The sequence below is a fragment of the Occallatibacter sp. genome, assembly GCF_049582745.1.
In the GTDB taxonomy this organism is placed as follows: domain Bacteria; phylum Acidobacteriota; class Terriglobia; order Terriglobales; family Acidobacteriaceae; genus Telmatobacter.
Genome location: NZ_JBAUUO010000025.1, coordinates 1 through 24,592 on the forward strand (window position 1 = coordinate 1; position 24,592 = coordinate 24,592).

The window sequence follows — 24,592 nt, forward strand, 5'->3', positions numbered from 1 at the left end:
GGTCGAAAATGACATGCAGCGGGGCGGTGTTAAAGCGAGGAGAGACAACGCGGTTTGTCAGCAGATGTCCTCACTGAATGTTTCAGATTGGGTTGGAACAGTGGCCACAGTGGATTCAAATAGTGACGGTAAGGGTGTCTTCTCCGTCAACATAGCTCCAGATATAAGCGTGCAGACATGGAACAATGCATTCTCGGATATAGAGGACAACACTCTCATGCCGCCAAGCTCCGCCGTATTCAATGCTGCGTCTGCGACGAAGCCAGGACAATCCATCATCTTTTCCGGGACATTCTTGCGCGGGTCTGAAGGTGACTGTTTACGTGAAGGCAGCATGACTCTCCAAGGAAAAGTCGGCTCGCCCGAGTTCATTTTCAGGTTTTCACAGGTAGCTCCATACACCAGTTCTGCGACTGCTCATCTAACGGAGAAGTCATCACCATTTGTTCCCAGTTCGACAGATGACGCTTCAACAACCCCAGCTGCCGCTACACAGATCAGCAGCTCTATACAGGACAAAGCATCTGATACAGGAAATCAGGTGCAACATAACGGTTCCGCGGCAAATCAGGCTGTCGCTACCTCAGACGCAGTCGCCACGAGAGCAAGCGGCAACTCTGGTGCCAACGATGCTGCTGCAAAACAGGCAGATCGAGTACTGAGCATACCAGCCGCTCTCGCCGCCGATAGGTTGGTAGCACAACTTGACCCCCACTACCCACCAATAGCCAAAGCCGCTGGTGTATCGGGGACTGTCGTGCTGCGCGCACTTATCACGAAGGATGGAAGGATCGGAAACCTGAGCGTCGTCAGTGGTCCCGCAATGCTGCAGGACTCTGCGCTTGAGGCAGTGAAACTCTGGCGCTACAGGCCATATATCGTGAATAACGAGCCCGTCGAAGTCACAACGACAATAAACGTGCTCTTCACTCTTGGTGGATGATTCGTCGCTGTCATCGCGATTGACACATAGGAATGAATAGAGACGGTAGCACGGTTCACAATCCTCACCTCCTACCTATTTCTCCTTTGTTGACGGCCTAGAGGCTTCTGGTTTGCTGCAACAACGCCAGTAGGTTTCTCCACCCGCGATTCCCACCCGTGATTGTTCCGTCTTACATGTATTTCCCCGTATTTCAGTGTCTTGTTACGTCGTGTAAGCGTGTAAGCAGTTGTAAGTACAGGTTATTTACGCCCAGAAAAGGCCGGCGTCTGGCGCCATCTCCACATCCTCAGCCATAGCCGGCGATAACGGAAAATGCCACATTACTGATTAGCACTCGATGAACGCATGGGCGATTGGGACTGAAGGGACAAGGCACCGGATCACAGATGTCAAGTCCCTATCCCGATGGTAGTCTGCATTTCCTCCGCTTTTAGCCGTAACGTGAATTTGGTTGACAGCGGGCCGGCCCCCGTGGATTCCTGTCGCTCGGGAAGCTCTTCGATATTCCAGGTCGCTCGCAAAAACCTGACTTGCTGGCACCCTTTAAGGGAAAGATCGAGCTCTGCCGGAGTCGTACCTACACCAGATTTGGTCGGAAACTGACACCCGGGATTACTCTCCCACTTGATGCCGTCGCCGGAACTCTGAACGGTCACAGCGACCGCCTTCCCAGGAATGGTCTCCGCGATGTCTAGGACCAGCTTCCATCTTTTATAAGGAACTGTAGAAATGTCTACTCCCTTTCCGGTGTCAGGGGCGCCTACTTTGGTATCGTCACCGATGATCCAGAAGCCGATAGGTTTGGTCAAACGCCCGCAGCTAAATGCGATCAATAAGATCCAGAGGAAAAGTGCGACTACGCCAAATCCAAGAACCGCACTTACGGTCTGCAATCCGGTGGATAGAAAAACGACAACCGCGAGCCCAACACCTATTCCCGAAGCAACGCATCCCAGGCTCCGAAGCAGGTTGGTGTGGGATCGGTCCGGGTCTTTCCTAAAGAGGATCAACGAGAACAAGCAGATGACCAGAATCGCGGCGTTGGTGAAGAGGTATGCGGCCTGGACCGTGAACGATACGGTTGGGACCACGAAACCGAGCATGTAGGCTCCAACTAATGCTCCACCAGACTGCAACACGTCAAACGATACATCCTTCCCCCTTACCGTCTTCGCATTCTCATTCTCTAAGTTAGAAATAAAGAAGTACATCAGGAACCATGATAGGTACAGATATCTGACAAAGAGATCTATCGAGTAGGCCCAATTGGGATGGAGGCTAAACTCCCGGAGATGCCCTGGCAGGTTGCGGGCGAAAGCAGTGAAGAATGCACCCATTGTGCCTGCGACCCAGAGTTTCTGGATCGCTTTGTAGAGCGTCAGTCGCTGGTCAGAGTTTTTGGTCGGCAAGCACCACATGTCGGGCCTCGGAGATCTGATGTTTTAGTTAGCGGATTCTAGCACGGTTCAATGCGAACTGAACCTTCACAGGAAATACCTTAAGCGGTGGGTGCCCAAGTCCTGCTTTTGAGGCCGGGGGACGGAGGAATACCTCGCAACCATGGATTAATCCTGAAAAACGCGCCAGCCCCCCCCGGCAGAGTCCGGCCTGAATTTAGAAAATAGTAAACAGATGCTAGCCGACAACAGATGCTAGCCGACTCTTGATCAATCATCCGACTTTAGCAAGCGGCGTCAAGTACGGTGCGCTGACTACAAACTGCCTGCCTGAGTGTTGCGGGGCGCAAGAAAAGCTCGCATTGCTGGGGCATGGCAAGCGTAGACGCTTTCTTGAATTTATTAATCACGAGGACCAGCACGTCGTTCCCGTGCCGCTTGGCCTGAAAGGACAACGCCTTGGACGTTCGGCATTTAGGCGTCCTGACCAGCCAGTAAGTAGATCCCGAGATGACCGAATCGGCGGGCGCGGAAAGCACCCTGCGGGGAATCTCAGGCTCCATCCATTCCCAATCGGCCAGCTTTCCACCCCACGCTCGTTTCACCGCAAATGTGCCGTTGGTCATTTCGTGCCAGAGAAAGAGTTCTGCATGCCAAAGACCGAGCCTCTGCAGCCGGATGAGCATCGCTGCAATACTAACCCGATAGCGGGTTGCCATCACCTGCAGGGCGTCCAGCGACACCGGTTCGCTTTTTGCGCAGCGCCTTACATCCATAGCGGGCATCAAGATTTCCTCGGCTCCGCAGTTGCACAGACGCTCCTCCTCTTGATCGACCGTGTGAGACGCGAACTTAATCTCTGGCACGCGCTCATAGAAGAACGTGTGGCATATTTCATGTGCGACCGTGAAATTAATGCGGCCCTCGGGCAGATCACGCCGCAGGACCATACGAAATCCAGCCCCGAAGTCCTCGCCCAACGGTACCAGCGCCCCGTCTGCCTTTAGTTCATCATCAATTGCGACATCCCTTATGTTTCGCGAGGCTAGAAAAGGCTCAAGGCTGCTAGACACCGCGGCACGGAGGCCGCTGCGTCGTCGTAATGCCTTTACGCATTTGACGATTTCATCCTCGGCGACGCCGGGCATCAAGCCATCTGTCGCCGCTGTGAACCGTTCGATCAAGAGAGACATTCTTCCCCCTTACGAACCGAATAAGTGCCGCTGCTTTGGGGCGGGCCTATTAGCCTTAGCACGCTGAAACCTCCCATCCCAATCGGGTTTTCCCATAGGCTTAACGTCAGCTCTGAATGAAATCGGGCTGCTCTCCAACCTCCCATCGAAATATTCGGCTTTCCATTCGTCGAAGATTTCGATCGCAGTACGGGCGTCCACTTTTTCGTCCGACTCACGAACCCAGGCGTGCCAGTTTTCTTTGCTTTCCCGATAGATCGCGTCATCCTGCTGCTTCTCGCCAAGAAGGAAGCCGACGCTCTCTCCCAGTCGGGTGCTCATCCGCTTCAGAAGCCGGGCGCTCGGGTTCGAAACGGAGATTGGCTCATCCATCATCGCATGCACATAATCGAGGCCGACGCCCAGTTCTTCCGCGAAGGCTCTGTTATCAAGAGCGCGCTCATCAACAAGCTTCCTTAATCGCGGTCCAAAATCGTTGCCGTTTACGCTGGAATATAGTGCACTGTGATGGTAGTGAAGCTTTACGATGGCTCGAAGTGCGTTGGCGAATTCTTCCTCATCGAAGTGCAGGCCTCTCTCTAGGCTTCCGGTGTATTCGATGTCGTAGCTCTTCACAAACGAACCTCGCATCATCCGCGATACCTGAGAATTCACGAGACGGATAGCGGGAACACCTGCCTGCGTCGCGATCTCGTTTTCCTGTCCCACGCCGTAGCTCGGGGCACCGCACAAGATAACCAAAAAATGAAACGTCGAGGCCCGAGATCGATCGATCAAATACACACTGGAAGCCTTGTAATTCGGGTTGTTCTTCGGATGCGTATGCTCTCCAGGCCAGTAGATATTGATTGGCGGATTCGAAAACTCCGCCGCGCCGCAGCACTGTCGGACTGTTTCAACGACGGCCTTGAGGGAAGTGTCCTGCGGGTCGGTCAAGCCAGTCAGCGGCGTCGCCAGATAGCCCTGCAGAACCTTCGGGACACAATCGGCCGCATCTCTCAGCACATCCGTCATCTGCAGTCCCAGACCTCCAAAGAGTTTCTGCAGATTCTCTGAGCTCGGATCTTGCTTCTTGCTCAGAATTTTCGAGATTGTCGACTGCTCGATATTCGAGAACTTCGCAAGATCGCTTTGATTAAGGCCGCGTGAGGTCATGCAGGCTTCGAGGCGACCGACAGCAAACTCGATTTCTTCCCTTTTCAGACCACGCATTGCATTCCACCCCCCTTATAGCTACTGAGGCTAAGGCATTGAGAACTGGACTTCAATCCCTAATTCATGCATGATATTCCCGACTAAGTATACGCAAGTAAGTTGCACAAAATATGACAATTATGCGATATGTATTCCATCTTCGACGACATTAAATCGAGTAATCTTGCACCTAGGTTGAGGAGGAGGCAAGCATGATCCGGCTCAGAATCCGCGAATTTAACTTAGAAGTCATCAAGCCTAAAACTTGGGAGTTGGCGCTCCTGCTAATGCTGGGCATCGCCGGCTCAGTGGTCTACGTGTACCTGTTGCAATGAGTCCGTGCAGCCAACTTCATCGGTTGCGGTTGCGATGACTTCCCGTCGATACTCAAACTCAACCGTTTCTAGCCCGGCAAGCAGGAATAGTCCTCATAAACGCCTTCTGATCCAGCAATCCGAGTCCGGGGCGGCTGCAGGAAAGATGAAGAGCAGTCGACATCGCATTCTTTATTTCGCAGTTCCCTTTAACAAGTAGTCATGAGTGACAGTGCCGTCCTCTTGGAGGAATCGAAGATAATGCTCCGGAAAGTCATTCTTCAATATTCGTCTCACGGCGCAACGCAAGAAGGGTAACCACCTGTTAATTTCGCGCGTCGAGGTCAGGTCATCGAGATGGAGGTAGCTGCCTGAATCCAAAATGCCGTGAGCGATTCTGTCTCTCATCCGGCGCAATGGACCATCGAAAATTGTATTTATCTTCTTGTCATGCGTTTCCAGCGGAAATATCCGATTCAGAGCCAATTCGGTCCATTCGCGTGGTCCGATAAAAATCGCATTAAGCCAAGCAATTTGTCCCGGGCGCCTCGCCGGTATAACCTCGCCAAATCTATTTGGACGATATTGCTTTTTCAGCTTTCGGCTGAGGCGTTCACGTTGTTTTCGGCTTGCTTCCAATATCTTGTAAAAACAGAGATAGCGATAGGCGGGCGTGTTGGAAACCAAGGCTTCACGGTAAAGTGCCGCAAGATTTGCGAACTCTGGGTCATAGGCTTCGATCGGAGCTGAACTGCCACCACCTAGAAATGGGGCGATGACGGCGAGGCTCTTATTGGATGTGGCCACCTCTGTAACTTCAATTAGATCTATTTGAAGTGGGTTATCAAGACTTGCCGCATACTCGCTCAACACGTTTTGCGCTGCCTTCGTTGCGCGCACTTCGGCATCATTTCGTTTATTGGCGTGGAACGACTGCGTTTCCAACTTGGCAAGGAAGCCCCCTTTGTCCGGCCACCCTTCAAAGACAAAAGAATCGCTCTCACCTTTTACCTCAAGCCGAATCTTGACTGCGTCAGCGGGTGCGGGAAACGCAGGTTTGAGGATAGCAAGATGGGAGTTTCCTTCCATAAACTCTGCAAATTTGACCTCATTTTCCGGAAAGGTGCGCGATCCGGGTTTACCAAGGACAATAGTCACCCGATAGAGTCCCGGCAGACCTAATGGTGGAACTTCATTTAGATGGGCATCAGGTCCCTTGAAGATATTGGTCAATAGCAGCCAGTAGGGTTCACCCGGGAATCCAAGGTTCTTGAGATTGAGCTTCAAGTCCAGAGCCTTAGGCGGTATCCTCGGGTAGTCGCTTTTGTCACCGTCTGCCATGCCCAATACTAATCTCGCCCCTGCCCACCTAGTGCGGCGACGCGGCAGGAAGACAAATTCCCGCTGCTTCCTCGAAGCTGGCGGATTCAAAAGCAAGATCTGTCCAGCGTGAGCCGGGAATCGCATTACTCCCGAAAACGCGCTAGGCTCCCGCGATGTGCCATCGGCACACAGTATCCAGAAAACCAGCGCAGTGCCGACATGGGCTACTGATCCGGCATCAGCGAACCCAGGCCATGTTATTGCAAGATTCGCTATGTCGCGTGTCGGGAGGTGTGCAAACGGTGCGCCGCGTGAAGTGCAGGACCACTTAAGGGGAAATCGGGCGGTGACGGTTGCTCGCCAAGGCTTTCAAACCGTTCGGATTAGACCCAGTTCTGGCACAGAAGGCGAAACGTACTCCACGTCACATCCCAACTCACAGTACGGATTTAGAGTCGAATAACAATTAGCTGTGCTGGGCGGATGACCTTCTCCCTGCTTGAGTGGCGCCCTTCATTGCGCTTCTTCGAATCCATCCGATCAACGGAGCCAAGTGATCCCAATCGATAAGCGGCGCCACATCGTCCTCCCGCCCAGTCTCCAGACTAGCGAAGCAACATCGGCTGAACCGCCAGTTCGTTCAACAGATCAACTGCAGTCTCCATCAACATGCCCACCTTCAAAACCGGTTGCGAAGAGAAGGGTATTTAGGCCGCTCGTTGTCGTCGATGGGCATCGTATTCAGATTCCCATGGAGTATCTGAATGTTGAGCCGCAGCCCGTGTGGGCCTGCAACGACAATCCCGTATTCAACGAACGCGGTGCGGCTGAACTCATCGGCATTTCTGCAGAATTGCTGAAAAAGTGGCGACAACGCGATCAAGGGCCAGACTATATCCAATACGGACGTGGCGGTCCCATACGCTACGAGTTGAGCGTCCTGGCGGCATTTCGGGAAGCGCATAAAGTCCATGTGGGGACCCAGCGGTGATTGACGTGAGCTCCGCCGGCCTCTCCCGAAGCCAAAACGCCTCCCGCAAGGGAGGCATTTCTGCAACCTTGGGCCCAATGTTGCCAAGAATCCATGGAGTGGACTCGGCACCTCGCACAAAACGCGGTCGAGAGCGTGACAAAAGGCTGCAAGAGGGTTTCGGGCCGCTGTTCTGCAGTCCGTCAAGTGCCAAAGAGTGACTTCGGTTCAGCAGGCCGCATATGGACCGAGAACCGAGTCAAGCGTCTTTTGAGGGATTGCTTGCTATAGCGATTTGGCCTTGCTATAGTTTTTCGCCAGAACTGAGGCTACAAATGCGAATTCATGCGACAGATGCGACGCATGAGAATTCTTGTAACTATTCTATTATCTGATGTTTGCGTTTAGATTGAGGTGGATAGGGAAAGTGCTGGCGGAGAGAGGGGGATTCGAACCCCCGATAGAGCTTTTGACCCTATAACGGTTTAGCAAACCGCCGCCTTCAGCCTCTCGGCCATCTCTCCGCAAATTGGAACCGCTTAATTCTAAGACTCTTACGAGGGTTTGACCAAGTAAGAGGTCGACCTCAGTTGCATTGCGGTTGTATATTCTTTCACTGGCGACCTGCAAAGCATTCCAATGGCCGTGCGGAATCCACGCTGAGGATCATTATATATAGATGAACCCAGACTGAATATACAGATGAACCCAGACTGAGCGCGATCAATTCATCATCTCGCATTTCCCTCGGTGCGCGGTGAGAGGATATGCGCAGCTCCATCGACGCCGAAGACGCGTGTGGGGCGTTGATCAACCAGTAGATTCCGGGTGGGTGTGATCTGATAGCAACCGAGAATCGGGTAGTGGGTCAAGTGACCCAGTCCGTCCAAGTATGCCTCCGATCCATATGTGCGTCTATCGGTACTAATCCGTCAGACCATACTTAAACACTCGCGATGAGTGCCTTGGATTGTCGGCGACAGCTTTACGAGAGCATCAGTTGTCCGAGAAGCCGACTACTCACTCAAGTGGAATGTTGACCTCTGCTCGACAGGCTTGCGGAGGAGCGCATTTTAGGCCGGGCTCTTCGCGAACAACGGCAGATGTACGCCTGATGCCTGCACAGTATGTGAAACCGTACGTCTGTGGACCATACTTCCCTAACGCGATTTCGCTCACGTCAGTTCCCCATAGGCTGTGCTCACGGTCGAGCCGTGTTGGATTGTCACCTGTGTGTCATGCATGAAAGCAGCATCTCAATCAATTGTGAACTGTGAGAGTGTCTCTCCCATCAACAGTACCGTTAGTACCGTTGCCGCTTGCACATTCACCTAACTCCGGCCTCGGGCGTTTTTCCGCCTTGGGGCTTCAACTGGTTGGCGAGGTTGGTATCGGCGGTCTGGGTGATGGTCTTTGCTTTGTCGAATTCTGCTTTGGCCTGGTCCATGTTCCCCAGGCTGCGGTAGAGACGCCCCAGCCGCCAGTGCACATTCACGTCGTTGGGTGCGAGCTTTTCTGCGGTAACGAACTCGCGTAATGCATCCTCCCGCTGGTTTGCATCGGCATCGAGCATGCCCAAATCAAGGTGCGCCAATTCGTTTCCTGGATCGGCTTGTACGGCTCTTTCCAGCAACGGACGGGCAATATCGGGATGGTTCAGCGTGAGACTGCAGTCTCCTAAATAAGTAAGTGCCTGGGCATGGTTGGGACTGTTATCCAACTCCGCCTGGAATTCCGTTGCTGCATCGGAATATTCCTTCTTCTCCCACAGTAAATACCCCAGGCCGAAGTGCACGTTCGGCTCGTTGGGGGAAACCTTCTCGGCTAGCCGGAATTCGGCGATCGCTTCGTCGGTGCGGCGCAAGCCGTCGAGGGCCTCGCCTGTGAGCATGTGCGCTTGCGCAGAGTCAGGGTTGATCATATTGATCTGTTGGTCTTGTTCCAGGGCGCAGTGGTACTGCCTGATGTTGAGGCAGGCCTGCGCCAGCACTCCGCGCAATTCCAGATTCTCGGGCTCGCTCCTTACCGCGATCTGAAGGTAGGGAACCGATTTGGAGAATTCGGCTGCGCCGTAGTAGCTCATTCCCAGCAGCGTATCAACCTGCAAGCTTGCCGGATCGGCGCGCAAGGCAGCTTTAAAGGGCGCGATAGCTTGCGAAAAATGCCCCTGCTTGAATTCGGCGAGACCCAGGTTGAGCTGCATTCCTCTGAGGTTCGAATTCAACGCCAGCGCCTGACGGTAAGCAGCAGCAGCATCGCTGTACTTCTCTTCCTTCGACAGGACAACTCCGAGGCTGGCGAAGGCTCCCGCATCGCGCGGGTTGTCGGTCGTCACTACGCGCCACGCCTTCTCGGCGCCGGGTAGGTCGCCCACTTGTTCCAACGAGATTGCACGGGAGGCTTCTGGCGTCTGCGGGCCGATCAGCGGCGCTGTCAGCAGGACTAGGAGCGTGGAAAGCAGCGCTACGGACTTCATAGGCATTGCAAATGGCTTTCTCGAAGACTGTACTTATGGTAACGCGCTTGCGGGTCTTCCGAAAGGCGATCTTCCCGTGGAGATGAAGGTCTCTGGGATCGCAGGCTCCGGTCATCGCACCGAAGTTGCCGTTCATGTCGAGGGGTTATTGGGAAGTAGAAAGCTGATGATGTCGCATAGGCCGGTTCATCGCGATCAGTCACGAACTCTGCTAACATGCCCTTAAGAATTCACTCGCAAAGTCGGTCAACCCCCGCGTCGTCACACTTGTCTCGGGGCAGTCGAATTCATGAAGAATCGTTTTAACCGGCGCGACTTCGTAAAAATGGGGGCCTGCGCCACTCTGCGGCCCACGCTTGGATTAGCTGCGCTCCCCATCACGGCCGAGGGAATTTTCAGCGACCGGACCAGGGAAGCCGGGATTGATTTTGTCCATTTCAACGGCGCGTCGGGATTTCATTATTATCCGGAGACGATGGGGTCCGGAGTGGCGCTCTTCGACTACGACAACGACGGCGATCTCGACATCTTCCTGGTCCAGGGCACACGGTTGGGACCCGACGGTTCGAGCCAGACCCTATACCCTCCGCAGTTACCGCTACGGGGCCGGCTCTACCGCAACGATTCGGTTCGCCACTCCGACGGTACCAGCACGCTCAAGTTCGTTGACGTGACGGAGCAATGCGGGATCAGAGCCGAGGGATACGGCATGGGAGTAGCAGCGGCGGACTTCAACAACGACGGCTGGGTCGATCTCTACATCACGAATTTTGGCCACAATCAAATGTGGCGCAACAACGGCGATGGAACTTTCACCGACGTCACTGCGAAATCCGGCACAGATGTTCCAGGATGGAGCATCTGCGCCAGCTTCTTCGATTTTGACCGGGATGGCTGGCTCGATCTGTTTGTCGCCAACTACCTCGACTTCAGGTTTACCAATCTGCCCAAGTGTCTCTCACCCGGCGGCGCTCCAGACTATTGCAGTCCCCTGGCGTTCAATCCTCTGCCCAATCGCCTGTTCCGCAATCGGCGCGATGGTACGTTTGAAGATATGACTATTCGTTCGGGAATCGCCACTGAGTTCAGTGGCTCGATGGGCGCCATCTGCGCGGATTTTAACGGCGACGGCTGGCCCGACATCTTCATCTCCGACGATCTTCGCCCCAATCAACTTTGGATGAACCAGCACGACGGAACCTTCAAGAACGAGGCGCTGATTGCGGGCTGCGCCGTGAATCGAGACGGCTACCCGCAATCCAGCATGGGCGTGGATGCTGGAGATCTGCTGGGCCGTGGCGCCGAAGATCTTGTGGTGGCCACGATCGGCGGACAACACGCCGACTTGTTTGCCAACGACGGCAAGGGATGGTTCGAGGATATGTCGTATAAGAGCGGCCTCGCTCGCGCTACCCAGCGATACACGGGATTCAGTATCGGGATGCTGGACTACGATAACGACGGATGGCTGGATCTGTTGATCGTTAATGGAGCGGTCCGAACCATCGAAGAAGAAGCCCGCAAGGGGAGCATGTATCCGTATGCCGAGCCCAACCTCTTGTTGCACAACAACGGCAATGGGAAGTTTGAAGACGTCAGCAGCAGCGCGGGAAGCGCATTTTCCAGTTTGGAAGTGGGTCGCGGCGCAGCCTTCGGCGATATCGACAACGATGGAGGGATCGACGTCGTGGTGGTCAACAGTAGCGGCCCTGCACGACTCCTGATGAACAACGTGGGACATCGCAAGCCGTGGATCGGATTGCGCATGGTGGGAGATAAATTCCACCGCGATATGCTGGGGACACGAGTGGCTGTCTTTCGCCGCAACGCGTCTCCACTTTGGCGGCGCGTTCATACAGACGGAAGTTACTGTTCCTCCAGCGACCCCCGCATCGTGTTCGGGCTGGGCGATGCTCCCCAAATCACCAAGGTGCAGGCCCACTGGGTCAGCGGAAGGGTCGAGGAATGGACCGGCTTGCCGCTCGGGAAGTACACCACGCTGCGCGAGGGAAGCGGCGTGTCGATAGCAGCGCCATGATGGGGATCCGACAAGGGACCGTTTTGTTGGCGATCGCGATTGTTGCCGCGAGCACAAGCGCCGGTTCGGACGGTTGTGCCGCGCAGAACGGGCCTTCGCGTCCTGCGAATAGCCAGGTCGGTCTCATCGAAGTTCCTCAACCGGACCTCGCCGGAGTGGACGCTCCGGTCAGGGACCAGATTCGCACCTCCCAGACGGCGCTCGCGGCCGGTATGGCGCAAAGCGCTCCTCGCGCTCGCTTGACCGCGGCTTTTGGCACGCTGGGGCAGATCTACCAAGCCTATGGTTTCGACGACGCTGCGCTGGCTTGCTATACGAACGCCTCTCGCCTCGATTCTCAGTCGTTCCAATGGTTCTATTTGCTGGGTTATCTGCGCGAAAAGAATGGCGATTCCGAGGAGGCGGCGCGCGATTACCGGCGCGTCCTTATTCTCAATTCAAGCTATAATCCGGCCCTACTGCGCTTGGGAACACTGGAACTGACCCTGGATCATCCCGACGCAGCCAAAGATTCCTTCACGAAAGCGATGACGCAGCGACATTCTGCAGCCGCCTTGACCGGACTGGGCAAGGTGGCTCTGACTGAGCATCAGTACGGCACCGCCGTCAAGGATTTCACTGAAGCTCTAGCCCGCGAGCCGAACGCTTCGAGCATCCACTATCAACTGGCCTTGGCTTATCGCGGGCTGGGCAATCTCGCTCGCGCTCAGGAACAACTGCAAGCTCGCGGCGAGACGGAGCCTGACATCCAGGATCCCCTGCTCGACAAGGTCAATCTTCTTAAACAGGGTAGGCTTAGTCTGGTTCAGCGCGGCGGTGCGGCTATGCGGGAAAGCCGTTTTGTCGACGCCATTTCCGCATACGATCAGTTGGTCCGTCTGGACCCCTCCGATCCCCTCGCCTACGAATACCTCGGAGTCGCTCTGGCCCGGCAGGGAAAGCGCGACGACGCTCTCAAGCAATTTGCGCAAGCCTTGCAACTCGACCCGCGCAGCGCCTCCGCGCACTACGACATCGCCATTTTGCTGATACAAGAGCGGAGGGAAAAGGAGGCCATCGTCCATTTCCGGCAAGCGGTCCAATTGGATCCGGGACGCGTAATGGCTCATTTTCAGCTAGCAAATCTCCTCATGCGGAGAGGAAAAGGTTCCGACGCAGAGGGAGAATATGGAACAGTTGTCGCGCTCGATCCGCGGAATGGATTCGCCCGTTTGATGCAGGCGATGGCCGCGCTGCACGCGGGTTCGTACGCGCGGGCGCGGACGCTGCTTGAGGACGCCGCGGCGGCGCTTCCCCGCGATCCTGACATCGCCGATGCACTGGCGAGAGTATTGGCAGCCGCGCCCGATCCGGCCGTGCGCGACCCGGGCCGCTCGCTACGCATTGTCGAAACTCTCGTGAGGAATCAGGAAGGCAACCCGTTGGAGGTTGGAATCACTCTGGCCATGGCTCTCGCCGCGGATGGCCAATTTCAGCAAGCCGCCGCGTATCAGCAGGCGGTCATCGGGCAGTTGGAAGCGTCTCACCAGGACGGGCTCGCGCGTTCCTTGCGCCAGAACCTGATTCGCTACCAGCAGGGAAAAACATGCCCGGCGCCCTGGGCCGGCGACGACCCCATTTTCACCCCGGTCCCCGGCAAAGTCGAGCTAGCGTCGGAAATGGACGCGACGGACGCACATCCCTAGAGCCTATTAGCTGGAGCCGAAAAGGATGGCGTCCATGACAGCGAATGGTCAGGCGATAGATTAGCTCTCGCGCCACAACCGCGCACTTCAAGGAGATCGAATACCGCAGGACAGGAACAGAGGCCCCGCTCCCGTCGGGAGCGAGGCCTCAAGAAATGCAGTGTTAACTGCGGTTAGAAGTGGATTTTCCCGGCGAGTTGGAGCTGTCTGGAAGCGGCCGCGGAGGTGATCAGTCCAAAGTTTCCTCCGTTCAGGTTGGTTCCGATGCCGCCCTGGTTGCCGTTCGCTTGCCATTGCGTGTGGTTGAAGACATTGAACGCCTCCAGGCGGAGCTCGACGTTCGAGGATTCTGTGAAGCGGAAGATTTTATGCAAGGCCATATTCCAATTTTGAGTACCCGGTCCACGCAGTGCGTTGAAGGGCAGGTTGCCCCACGAACCCAGAGCCGGGGTTCCAAAGGTTGGATTATTCACCCCGAAGCCCGGGCTGAACCATTGCATGCCTTTGGAGGATTGCACCTTCGGATAGTAAACAGACCCGAGCAGATTTGGCCGGTTGGTTCCATTTTGCAGGCCGTTGCTGCCCTGGTTGCCGCCGAGAGTGACGTTGAGCGGCCCTCCTCCCTGGAAGACAGAAGTTCCGGCCAGTTCCCAGCCTCCCAGTACCTTTGAGGCCAGGTCCGTGGAATGACGGAAGAACGGCATGGACCATTCGTATGTGAGGAATGCCACCTGGTGCCGGTCGAAGATTGACGGACCCCAATCGAATTTCCAGCCCGCGTAGGGATTGGAAATATTATCCAGATCGAACCCGTTCCCGTTGCTTTGACTGGTGTCGTAAGCGTGGGCATAGGTGTAGCCGAATTGAGCCTGCAGATCCTGGTGAATATTCAGGTGCAAACTCGTCTGGATGCTGTTGTATTCGCCGTTAGCCTCGTTCATGAACTGCCTGATTCCGGCGAATCCGCGATATGGAAGAAGCTGGTTGTAGTTGCTGCTGCTCGCAATCAGCCCAGGCAGAGCGGTGACGGGCGGCAGGTTGATATCCCTGTCGTCGCTCTGGTGACGCAGCAGGGTGCCAACGTACGAAACATCGAATATCGTGCCGGCGGCGAGCTGGTGCTGAACTCCAACGCTGTACTGCGCTGTCGATGGCAGCTTGTAGCTGTCCGCTTCAATCCCCTGGATGCTGGCCACCACGATCGGTGCCGTCAGCGCGGTTCCAGTGGCAGCGCTGGTCTTGGGACTGGCGAGCAGGACGTTGTTGAAGTTGACCGAGGCGTTAGCGGGAACGTTGGTGGCGCCGTCATACATGTCGTTGCCCTGAATGCGCTCGTACATCATGCCGAAGCCGCCACGAACCACGGTTTTCCCTTGTCCGCTTACGTCATAAGAGAAGCCGAGACGCGGGGCCCATCCGTTCTGGTTGGCAGCCAATCCTTTGGAGATCCCGGGAGTGACGCCGCCGATACCAATTCCATTCAGATAGAACTTGTAAGAGCTCAGAATGGAGCCGGAACCCGAACCCAGCCCAGGGCTGATGGCCGTGCAGCCGGGATCGGACGCGCCGCTGCAAAGGTTGCCGGCCGTGTCGAACGTGGCTGCATTGGCAGGGTTGTAGAGGTTTGGATAGAAGTTTGAGGAACGGTTGTGTGCCTCGTAGGTGTGCGGGATACCGTCCCAGCGCAGGCCCAGGTTCAAGGTCAGCCGCGGGCTTACGCGCCAGTTATCACCAAAGTAAACTGCCGGGCTGATGTTGTTCCACGTGCCCGCCTGGTGAACCGCTGACTCGTTGTAGTTTTGCGCCAGACCTAACAGGAAGTCGGCAAAGTCGTAGTTGGTGTAATACCCGTTGAACCCGAAGTTGCCCTCTACCGGGGCGAAGGCGTCCTGCACCTTGGTGAAGAACGCCCAGCTTCCACCAAACTTGAACTGGTGCGCGCCCTTAACCCAGGAGATATCGTCGCGGATGGAGTAGTCCTTCGCCACGTTGTTCCAGGGCGACCAGTTGGGGCTGTAATTGGTCCCTGTCTGCTTCTGCAGAGCAATGGACGGCATTACGCTTCCCGGAATCGGTCCCGTGAACACGCGGTCATAGGTATAGTCTGACGGCGCTGCCAGCTTGGCGCCATACGCCGCGAAAGGCAGAATGTGGATCTGATTGGAGTCATAGTTGAACGCGGTCTCGTTCACCAGGTTCTGATTGATCATGTAAGTGCTGTGGATCACCGCGCTGTACGCCGGATTGCCAAACGTGTTGCCGACGGTGGGCACGTTGTCGCCGCTCCACATCACCGTGGCGTAGCCCTGCGTGGTCTGCTCTGAGACCCAGTGTCCGAACACCGAAAATTTGTCGCTGAATTTGTGATCGACGCGAGCCAGCTCTTCCGTAATGATGTTCGGCTCGGCGACCGGCTCATTGAAATACGAGTCAGCGGCAGTTGTGCCCTTGTTCGGCGCCGGGAAGATCTTTCCCTCGGTCAGCAGCACTTGCGCATTCTTGTCGAGCAGCGAGCTGGGGATCGCATTGTTCGGGAAGGTCTTGTCGCCGTTGCAGGTCGTGACCCCGTTTGTCGTCGTACTCGTACTGAGCGGTACGCCGGCATTCGCGAAGGCAGTCTGCATTGCTGGGTTGATCTGGAAGGCGCACGGCGTCGACGGGGTCAATCCCGTTCCCGCGAAGTTGCCCTGGTACTCGGATGTCATCGGAACCAGCTGATTGATGACTCCACTGCTGTTTACGAACCTTCTCCACTCCTGGTTGTAGAAGAAGAAAGTCTTGGGCTCGCTCTGGTTGGGATGGAAACTGACCGGACCGCCAATGTTGGCGCCGAAAATGTTGTAGCGCAGTTTCTCGGGTTTGCCCTTGGTGAAGTAGTTCCTGGCGTCCAGATAGTCGTTGCGGAAGAACTCCCAGCCTTCTCCGTGGAACTGCCTGGTTCCCGACTTAAACGTGGAGCTGATGGTCCCGCCCGAAGAGAGTCCATACTCGGGGCTGTAGTTCGAGGTCATGGTGCGGGCTTCGGCAACGGCCTCTAGCGAGGGCGAGACAATCGGAGCGCCGCCGCCGCCGCGGTCCGCGGCTTCGCCGCCATCCATCAACCACAGGTTGTGGCTTACACGCTGGCCATTGAATTCAACGGCTGCGTCCGAGCCCTGCGAGGACGGCACTTGTTGAGAGCCCTGCATGCTGACAGCGCCGGGAACCATCGCTTCCATCGACACGAGGCTTCTGCCGTTCATCTCCAGCTTCTCGATGTCCGTGGCGGTGATCATGTTGCTCACCTCGCCGGTATCGGTTTGCAGGTGGAGGGCATCGGCCTCGACAGTGACGGTCTGAGTCTGGGCTCCAACCTGCAGCGCGAAATCGAGGCGCAGGCGGTCGCCCACCTGGAGCACCACACCGGTTTTCTCGATTGCTTTGAAGCCGGATGCCGTGACCTTGATGGTGTAGTGGCCGATGGGCAGACCCGGTGCGACATATAGGCCGGCGCCGTCCGAAACGAACACCGAGTTCAACCCTGTTTCGAGGTTGACCATGCTCACGCTGGCGTGCGAAACCACGGCGCCGGTGGGGTCGCTGACGGTGCCGAGGATCGTTCCTTCTTGCGCTGTGGCCAGACTCGACAAGAAGAGAAACACTGCCCCAACCGCTAGTAGCCAGCTTCTCCCTCGCCGTGGGTTCATGCGAGAAATCCAATGTTTCATAATTAGCCTCTCCTTCCGAAGCGTGAAATTCACGCCAGGTACGCAATGCTCGAATTCTGCTTATCTGTCTTTATTCAGGCTCACAGGAACTCATACCCCGCGAAACATTTATGCGAGCCCTAGGCCCTTTGGCCAACGCCATCCAGGGTATTAATGCCAACAACCTTCAGAGCGCTCCTCACTTCCTCTGGCATCGAGTCTGCAGAGGTTCCGCCAGTGCGCCGTGCACATTCTAAATCGGTTTAGAAAATCGATTTACTACAATGAGACGACAAGCTGACGCTGTCTTTCCCTCTGCGATAATGCCGCGTGAATCTAATCAGCTAGGCCAAATGACGTCAAGGGGTATCACGGTGTGTATATGCGGGATTACACCGTGAATCACGGCGAAACTTTGGCGAAAACGGCGCGGTAGTGGACTGAGCCGCTTGCGGGATCACCATATGAGGGGCCTACCCGTTGGAGTGCAGGAGTTTCGAGGACCGCGAAGCTGGAGGGAGATGCTTGCAGCCGAGAGCAAACCATGTGAGCTAGTTCCCGCCTTCATCGATGACTTCAATAGCCCTGACTTCAGCATAATTCGCCTTGGGCGAAAAGGAGAGCAGGAGCTTTCCCTGGCCGTTAGGGTGAAGACCGTGAAATTCGCGTACTACGGGTCGGAAAGCGCCACCCGCAGCCTGCACGATGTCGAAATCCTGCAGCAGTACAACGCCATTGCAAGTCACATCGAACACTCTGCAGCCCACGCCATGACAAAACGCCTCCGGAACCAGAGGGCTGAAGAACGACTCAAGAAAACGAAGTTTGACGGTGTAACTGCCTGGTGGAACCGGAATAGCATAACTGAAATTGCCGTGTCGCTCTGTTTCGTACAGGGCGGAAACTTTGGAGCTGCCGCGGGGTCTCGGCTCTGTCCAGGTGCGCCCTTGAATAAAGTTGTTGTCCCCGCTCCATCGTGTGCCATCGGCATCGATGAAATCGAGTTGGTGCGCAGAGATTCGGATCGGCCTCAGCTTTCCCGGTGTACCGGGAGTCAATTCGATGGCGCTTACAAATGCGGGCTGCCCCCAACGCGAGCGAAACTCGAGATGGAGTTTGCCATCTTGTGCCGGCTGCACATCCTTGAAAGCACGGACATCTACGGCGGCGGCGCCGGCGTCGGCGATTGGGTCTAGGTCGACCAACAATGGATGTCCATTCAACTCAACTTCAAGGTGGCGGAGGTTCTGCGCGTCCTCTTTCCGGTCTACATCCGGCTGCCGAATTGGATCGGCAAAGTAGAGTCTCAACTCGTACACTCCGGCAGGTAGCGGGATGTCGTATTGAAATCCTCGTTGCCATTGCGGCAACATGAGGTCGGCTGAGGCAGCCTCCCGCATCGTTTTGAACAAACCCTCGTCGGGCACCGGGGGAAAGAAGTGCGCGGGGCCGGGCTTGACTTCTCCACCTTCGAAGTAGTGATCTGCATCCCACCGATGCCCCAACACGTCAATATAAGGCGCTCCAGCGTGACCGGCTGCGATCCTGATTTCGCTGGTTCCCGAGTTCGATACTCGTTGACTTCTTGTTGGTTCGTTGGTTACGGGCTGGGTCCCCACTGACCCTCGGTTGGATGGAGTGACCGTGGACAGCGAGTCCACGGATCTTGGCGTCAACGCGATGCTTCCAAGCCATGCCAGTAGGAGGCCTAGCACAATCGCCACTCCAACCAGAGTCCATCTCAAGTGGCGATTCTCTCGTTCCGTTGGTCTAGGAATCTCCGGCAGGGCAAGCTTCTCAGCAGTTCGAGTCTCAAAGATCGGCAGGTATTGGCCCTTCGGAATCGCGATGACGATCGCTTCGTCCTTGCCCTCGTTGGCGAAGTGATGCTCCAACTTCATCCTTAGTACGCGAGCTTGGGAGCGAACGATATTGTCGTCATTTGGGTTGTATCCGGAATGCCGCCCGAAGACGTAGATCCCGATTGGCTGCTCAGTTGCCTCCTGGGGCTTGTCCTCTAGGGCGCATCGACATACGTAGAGGAAAAACGCTTGAAGTCGCGGCGATTTCGCGAAGGTCACACTCGCTGCCACCCGCCGAACCAATTCCTCCTTGCATTCGACAGCTTCTGCAGGAGGCTTTCTCGGATGCGTTATCGCGACAACTTCTAGAGTCATTTAGGAAAAACTCCCGTCGTTTTCGACAGGCCCAATTCGTTAGTAAAACGCTTTGCATCGGCCCGAACACCACGCGAAAGGACGCCAGTAACCGGACTCATTGTGAGCCTAAAGCAGTGAGTAGACAATCCCATTTCTGCGGAGCAGGAGTGGATGAACAACATATGGTGATTGGCGTCACATCGCTTGGAGTCACACAAACGCGTTTTGTCGAGAATGCCAACTGATGTGATAGCTGAGTACAGAGCGACATCCAGTCGCCAGGTTGTTTCTGGGAAGGGTCGGATAAGAGTCGGCCTTCCAAATCAATCGAGGAAAGACGTCATTGAGAAGGTTCTTGTTGCTGTCGTCGCCCTAAACGAACACATCGTTTGGCCGCCGTTGCACACAGCGCGTTGGCTCCATAACCGTTGGCATCGATGAAGTGGCATTCGTGAAACCCATGTACGACATTCAGCGCGATACTCGGGCTTCCGTCGACCAGCTCACCTGCGGTTTTTGAAAGATGTTTACCAGCCCATTGCGCGGTTTGAAGATTATCGCCGAGGGGATTGCTTCCTCGATCCGCAAACATCGACTTGAGGTGGGACGTAATCGAGGCTGTCGGCAAGTTCCTAGAATTCATGATCATGGACCTCAACCCGAACGCATTACGCCCAATCCCGATGAGGCCATTCAGAGCAAGATTGATCAGCTCCCCCGGTTATGCAGAAGCATGTTCAGCAAATCCAAGGTCTCAACTCAACTTCAAATCAGTCCCGACAAGTCTCAACTGACCTTGACTTTTTGTTACATTCACATCAATGCCCCGGACACTCAAACCCGCACAGCGCAAGATGCGGTTGCTGCCGCTCATTGCCGCCACGTACTTCATGGTGTCAGGCGGCCCATACGGCATTGAAGACATCCTCGGCGGAGCGGGATTTGCGCGCGCCATCATCATTCTTCTCGTCCTGCCGATTTTGTGGTCGCTGCCCACCGCTCTCATGATTGGCGAACTGGCCAGCGCCATTCCCGCTGAGGGTGGCTTCTATGTCTGGGTGCGTCGCGCGCTTGGTCCCTTCTGGGGATACCAGGAAGGCTGGCTTTCGCTCTCCGCCAGCGTCTTCGACATGGCCATTTACCCGGCGATCTTTGTTCTCTATCTCGGCAAATTCAATCCGGGCCTGACCTCCGGCTGGCATGGATATGCCTGGTCGCTGGCCGTCGTCATTTTCTGCTGCTCCTGGAACCTGCGTGGCGCGCCTGCTGTCGGCGAAGGGTCCGTCGGCCTGTTCGCGCTTCTGCTGGCGCCCTTCGTCGTCTTCATGGCGCTCGGCCTCTGGCGCGAATTCACGCTCCATCCCGCGATCCACTGGGCAAATGCCGGCTCTGATGCCGCGCTCTCGACCGCCGTACTGGTGGCCATGTGGAATTACATGGGGTGGGACAACGCCTCCACCGTTGCCCAGGAGGTGGAGAATCCGCAGCGCAATTATCCGCGAGCCATGATCGCTGCCGCCATGCTGGCCGCCGTGACCTACATTCTGCCGCTCCTCGCAATGGCGCTCGCCGGCCTATCTGTCGACAGCTTTTCTACAGGTGATTGGATGACCGCGGCCGACGCGATCGGCGGTCCACTGCTCGGCGTCGCAGTCGTCGCCGGCGGTGCCCTCTGCGGCATCGGCATGTTCAACGCGCTGATGATGAGTTACACGCGCCTGCCCATGGCCATGGCCGAAGACGGCATGCTTCCGCGCTTTGTCGCTCGCCGCAACAGCCACAATGTTCCCTGGGTCAGCGTGCTGCTTTGCGGACTCGGATGGGCGCTCGCCCTCAACCTGAAATTCGAACGCCTCATCTCCATCGATCTCATTCTCTACGGCTCGAGCCTGCTCCTCGAGTTTGTCGCGCTGGTCGTGCTCCGCATCCGCGAGCCCAATCTCACCCGGCCCTTCAAAGCCGGCAATCTCGCATTTGCCTGTTCGCTCGGAATTGGTCCCGCCGTGCTGATCGGGTACGCCCTATACGCATCCCGCCGAGAAGAAATCTCGTTGGCGCACAACACGGTCTCCGCGCTTGTGTTCTCACTCGCCGTCGGTTTGCTTGGCCCCGTTCTCTACTGGCTTACGGCAGCGCGTTTTGCGCGTCGCCGGCTGGCTGCCGCCTCGGCAGACTAGGTCTTATTTCCGCAATCCAAAAAGCAAAGGCCGCGCAATCGCTCGCGCGGCCTGCCTTTTCAGCTTGCCAACCCGTCAGTCTATTTCGCCACCTTTTGCTTCACTGCGACAGGCCTTGGCTTTCCATCAACAAAGAGTTTCGCGGCCCGAATCACACGGTCCCGTGCATATGCCGCATCGTGCCAGGCCTTGATCTCAACCCGCTTGCCTTCCAGATCCTTATATATGGAGAAGAAGTGGGTAATCTCCTTCAGCATGTGCGGATAAATATCCGTGTAATTCCACACATTCGCGTAACGCGGATTATTCTTGCCTACCGCCAGCACTTTCTCGTCCAGCACACCCTGATCCATCATCTCCAGCAGGCCGATTGGCCGCACCTCCTGCACGCATCCGGGGAACGTTGGCCCCGGCACCAGCACCAGAACGTCCAGCGGATCGCCATCGTCGCTCAGCGTCGATGGTATAAACCCGTAGTCTCCAGGGTAGTGCACTGGCGAATGCAGGTTCCGGTCCAGCTTGAAGACGTGCAACTGCTTGTCATATTCAAACTTGTTCGTTCCGTCCTTGGGAATCTCAATTACTGCCCGAAACACCTCGGGCGCGCGGTCGCCGATCGGCAACTCAAGATAATTAACCATCGTTCTTCCTTCTCCTTCAGCCGTTGGGGGAGTAGTCCGGCGCCCTGAATGACGCCCTGATAAACGTACGGCCCCGCTCACCTTCAGAACGCGGGGCTCGATGCACGAATATAGCGGGTGCCCGACAACGTCAATTGACCCTTATATAATCACGGATAATGAAGGCGCATGTCTACGTCACGTTAAAGACATCGGTCCTCGATCCACAGGGCCAAACCATCCACAATGCCTTGCGTAAGATCGGTTTCAACGAGGTCTCCTCCGTCCGCCAGGGCAAGTACTTCGCTTTATCTCTTGCAGATGGCCTCGATCCGCAGGCTGCGCGCACCCAGGTCGAGCGCATCGCCCGCGAAGTTCTCACCAACCCCGTCATCGAAGAGTTCACATACCGCATAGAGGAATAGATCGTGTTCGTCGAACTCGCCGCTGTTCACGGTCATTCATCGAAAGTGCTATAACCTCCGTCCAACTGCCTCGCATAGAATCCAATCATGTGCGGAATCGTCGGTTACGTCGGTCGTAAGAAGGTTGTCCCCGTCATCATCGAGGGCCTGCGTCGCCTCGAATACCGCGGCTACGACTCAGCCGGCATCGCCGTCGGCAGCCCCAACACCGCCCTCCTCGAAGTCTGCCGCGCCCCCGGCAAACTCGGCAATCTCGAAGAAGTCCTGCGCGACCATCCCATCGACGGCACCTTCGGCATCGGTCACACCCGCTGGGCCACCCACGGCCGACCCACCGAAGAGAACGCCCACCCGCACCGAGATTGCACCGGCCGCATCGTCGTCGTCCACAACGGCATCGTCGAGAACTACCTCGACCTCAAGCGCGAACTCACCGCCCAGGGCCACAAGTTCGTTACGGAAACCGACACCGAAATCATTGCCCACCTCATCGAGCAGATTCAGAACGATGCCGTCGCATCCGGCACGCCCGTCCTCCTTGAAGATGCCGTCCGCCGCGCCGTCAAGCGCCTCACCGGCGCTTTCGCCCTCGGTATCCTCTCCTCCGCCGAGCCCGACAAGATTGTCGCCGCCCGCTCCGGACCTCCCGTCGTCATCGGCGTAGGCGAAGGCGAATACTTCGTTGCCTCGGACGTTCCCGGCATCCTCCACCACACCCGCAACATCTACTTCCTCGCCGACGGCGACATGGCCATCCTCACCCTCGACGGCGTCAAGCTCACCGACTTCAACGGCAAGCCCATCGAGCGCGAATTACAGCGCATCCACTGGGACCCCATCCAGGCGGAAAAGGGCGGCTACAAGCACTTCATGCTCAAGGAAATCTGGGAGCAGCCGCGCGCCATTCGCGACACCACCCTCGGCCGAGTCTCTCTGGATTCAGGGAGCATTTACTTGGGCGAAATGGATATCGACGACGACGAACTCGCCGGCGCCTCCAGCATCAACATCGCCGCCTGCGGCACCAGCTGGCACTCCGCTCTCGCCGGCAAATACATGATCGAACGTCTCGCGCGCCTTCCCGTCGATGTCGACTACGCCAGCGAATATCGCTACCGCAATCCCATCCCCGATCGCAACGCCCTCGGCCTGCTCATCACCCAATCCGGCGAAACCGCCGACACCCTCGCCGCCCAGCGCGAGATGATCAGCCTGGGTTCGAAAACGGTTGCCATCTGCAACGTTGTCGGAGCGATGGTTGCCCGCGAAGCCCACGGTGCCATCTACACCCACGCCGGCCCTGAGATCGGCGTCGCCTCCACCAAAGCCTTTACCGCCCAGCTCACCGCGCTTTTTCTGCTTGCCGTCAAACTCGGTCAACTCCGCGGTCGCCTCAACAAGGAACGCTCGGTTCAGCTCATTGAAGAGCTCAGCCGTATTCCCGCCAAGATCGAAGAAGTCCTCAAGTCCTGCTCCCCTCAATGTGAGCAACTCGCGACCAGCTTTTCCAACGCGCGCGATTTTCTCTACCTCGGCCGCGGCATTCATTTCCCCATCGCGCTTGAAGGCGCGCTCAAGCTTAAAGAGATCTCCTACATCCACGCTGAGGGCTACCCCGCCGGCGAAATGAAGCACGGCCCCAACGCCCTCATCGACGAGACCCTTCCCGTAGTGGTCCTTGCTACTCGCGACGAAGCCGATCCCGCCTCAAAACTCCGCTACGAGAAAACCCTCTCCAACATCCAGGAAGTCACCGCGCGTTCCGGCCGCGTCATCGCCATCGCCACCGAGGGCGACACCACGCTCGCCGGCCTCGTAGAACACGTCATCCTCATCCCCCCCGCATTCGAGCTCCTCTCGCCCCTCATCGAAATTGTCCCGCTGCAGTTGCTCGCCTACTACATCGCCGTCCGCCGCGGTTGCGACGTTGACCAGCCCCGCAATCTCGCAAAATCCGTCACGGTCGAGTGACGATCTCCAATCGTTGCT

16 protein-coding genes and 1 tRNA gene are annotated in these 24,592 nt (G+C 56.5%); 7 read left to right on the plus strand and 10 right to left on the minus strand.

Annotated elements, in window-relative coordinates:
* On the plus strand, nucleotides 1-943 hold a 943-nt coding region (locus tag WCA10_RS03140; RefSeq protein WP_472821033.1), incomplete at its 5' end, for an energy transducer TonB.
* A gap of 392 nt (nucleotides 944-1,335) precedes the next feature.
* Here WCA10_RS03140 and WCA10_RS03145 read toward each other — a convergent pair.
* From WCA10_RS03145 to mauJ, 4 genes are all read right to left on the minus strand, one after another.
* A complete protein-coding gene (locus tag WCA10_RS03145; protein WP_472821034.1) occupies nucleotides 1,336-2,355 on the minus strand; it encodes a hypothetical protein in 1,020 nt (339 codons plus the stop codon).
* Nucleotides 2,356-2,627: 272 nt separating this feature from the next.
* On the minus strand, nucleotides 2,628-3,536 hold the full coding sequence (locus WCA10_RS03150; RefSeq protein ID WP_472821035.1) for an ImmA/IrrE family metallo-endopeptidase: 909 nt from the start codon (nucleotides 3,534-3,536) through the stop codon (nucleotides 2,628-2,630).
* Between the two features lie 9 nt (nucleotides 3,537-3,545).
* Complete coding sequence (locus WCA10_RS03155) at nucleotides 3,546-4,748, minus strand: helix-turn-helix domain-containing protein (protein ID WP_472821036.1); 1,203 nt, start codon at nucleotides 4,746-4,748, stop codon at nucleotides 3,546-3,548.
* Nucleotides 4,749-5,236: 488 nt separating this feature from the next.
* Nucleotides 5,237-6,385 (minus strand): methylamine utilization protein MauJ, encoded by a 1,149-nt coding sequence (gene mauJ / locus WCA10_RS03160; protein WP_472821037.1) that lies wholly within the window; start codon nucleotides 6,383-6,385, stop codon nucleotides 5,237-5,239.
* 733 nt (nucleotides 6,386-7,118) lie between these two features.
* On the opposite strand from mauJ, the gene WCA10_RS03165 reads away from it, so the two are divergent.
* Complete coding sequence (locus WCA10_RS03165; protein WP_472821038.1) at nucleotides 7,119-7,358, plus strand: hypothetical protein; 240 nt, start codon at nucleotides 7,119-7,121, stop codon at nucleotides 7,356-7,358.
* A gap of 410 nt (nucleotides 7,359-7,768) precedes the next feature.
* Here WCA10_RS03165 and WCA10_RS03170 read toward each other — a convergent pair.
* Both WCA10_RS03170 and WCA10_RS03175 read right to left on the minus strand, forming a co-directional pair.
* A tRNA-Ser gene (locus WCA10_RS03170) sits at nucleotides 7,769-7,861 on the minus strand.
* Between the two features lie 803 nt (nucleotides 7,862-8,664).
* Entirely contained in the window at nucleotides 8,665-9,819 is a 1,155-nt protein-coding gene (locus WCA10_RS03175; RefSeq protein WP_472821039.1) for a tetratricopeptide repeat protein, read from the minus strand.
* A gap of 283 nt (nucleotides 9,820-10,102) precedes the next feature.
* Between WCA10_RS03175 and WCA10_RS03180 the strand changes: the two genes are divergently transcribed.
* Together WCA10_RS03180 and WCA10_RS03185 are read left to right on the plus strand one after the other, a co-directional pair.
* Nucleotides 10,103-11,851, plus strand: a complete 1,749-nt coding sequence (locus tag WCA10_RS03180; protein WP_472821040.1) for a CRTAC1 family protein — start codon at nucleotides 10,103-10,105, stop codon at nucleotides 11,849-11,851.
* Nucleotides 11,779-13,536, plus strand: coding sequence for a tetratricopeptide repeat protein (locus WCA10_RS03185; protein ID WP_472821041.1), 1,758 nt, complete (start codon nucleotides 11,779-11,781; stop codon nucleotides 13,534-13,536). Before WCA10_RS03180 ends, WCA10_RS03185 begins: the two co-directional genes overlap by 73 nt.
* 173 nt (nucleotides 13,537-13,709) lie before the next feature.
* Here WCA10_RS03185 and WCA10_RS03190 read toward each other — a convergent pair whose 3' ends face one another.
* The 3 genes from WCA10_RS03190 to WCA10_RS03200 form a co-directional block, all read right to left on the minus strand.
* The gene (locus WCA10_RS03190) at nucleotides 13,710-17,222 is read right to left on the minus strand and encodes a carboxypeptidase-like regulatory domain-containing protein (RefSeq protein ID WP_472821042.1); all 3,513 of its coding nucleotides are present in this window, start codon (nucleotides 17,220-17,222) and stop codon (nucleotides 13,710-13,712) included.
* A 551-nt stretch (nucleotides 17,223-17,773) separates the two neighbouring features.
* Nucleotides 17,774-19,315, minus strand: a complete 1,542-nt coding sequence (locus WCA10_RS03195; protein ID WP_472821043.1) for a malectin domain-containing carbohydrate-binding protein — start codon at nucleotides 19,313-19,315, stop codon at nucleotides 17,774-17,776.
* A 406-nt stretch (nucleotides 19,316-19,721) separates the two neighbouring features.
* Nucleotides 19,722-20,024: a hypothetical protein gene (locus WCA10_RS03200; RefSeq protein ID WP_472821044.1), complete on the minus strand. Its 303-nt coding sequence runs from the start codon at nucleotides 20,022-20,024 to the stop codon at nucleotides 19,722-19,724.
* 178 nt (nucleotides 20,025-20,202) lie between these two features.
* Between WCA10_RS03200 and WCA10_RS03205 the strand changes: the two genes are divergently transcribed.
* A complete protein-coding gene (locus WCA10_RS03205) occupies nucleotides 20,203-21,558 on the plus strand; it encodes an APC family permease (protein ID WP_472821045.1) in 1,356 nt (451 codons plus the stop codon).
* Between the two features lie 80 nt (nucleotides 21,559-21,638).
* Here the strand turns inward: WCA10_RS03205 and WCA10_RS03210 are convergent, their stop codons facing one another.
* Entirely contained in the window at nucleotides 21,639-22,199 is a 561-nt protein-coding gene (locus tag WCA10_RS03210; protein ID WP_472821046.1) for an inorganic diphosphatase, read from the minus strand.
* A gap of 158 nt (nucleotides 22,200-22,357) precedes the next feature.
* On the opposite strand from WCA10_RS03210, the gene purS reads away from it, so the two are divergent.
* Together purS and glmS are read left to right on the plus strand one after the other, a co-directional pair.
* On the plus strand, nucleotides 22,358-22,603 hold the full coding sequence (gene purS / locus WCA10_RS03215; RefSeq protein ID WP_472821047.1) for a phosphoribosylformylglycinamidine synthase subunit PurS: 246 nt from the start codon (nucleotides 22,358-22,360) through the stop codon (nucleotides 22,601-22,603).
* 87 nt (nucleotides 22,604-22,690) lie between these two features.
* Nucleotides 22,691-24,574, plus strand: coding sequence for a glutamine--fructose-6-phosphate transaminase (isomerizing) (gene glmS / locus WCA10_RS03220; protein ID WP_472821048.1), 1,884 nt, complete (start codon nucleotides 22,691-22,693; stop codon nucleotides 24,572-24,574).
* The last annotated feature ends 18 nt before the right edge of the window (nucleotides 24,575-24,592 follow it).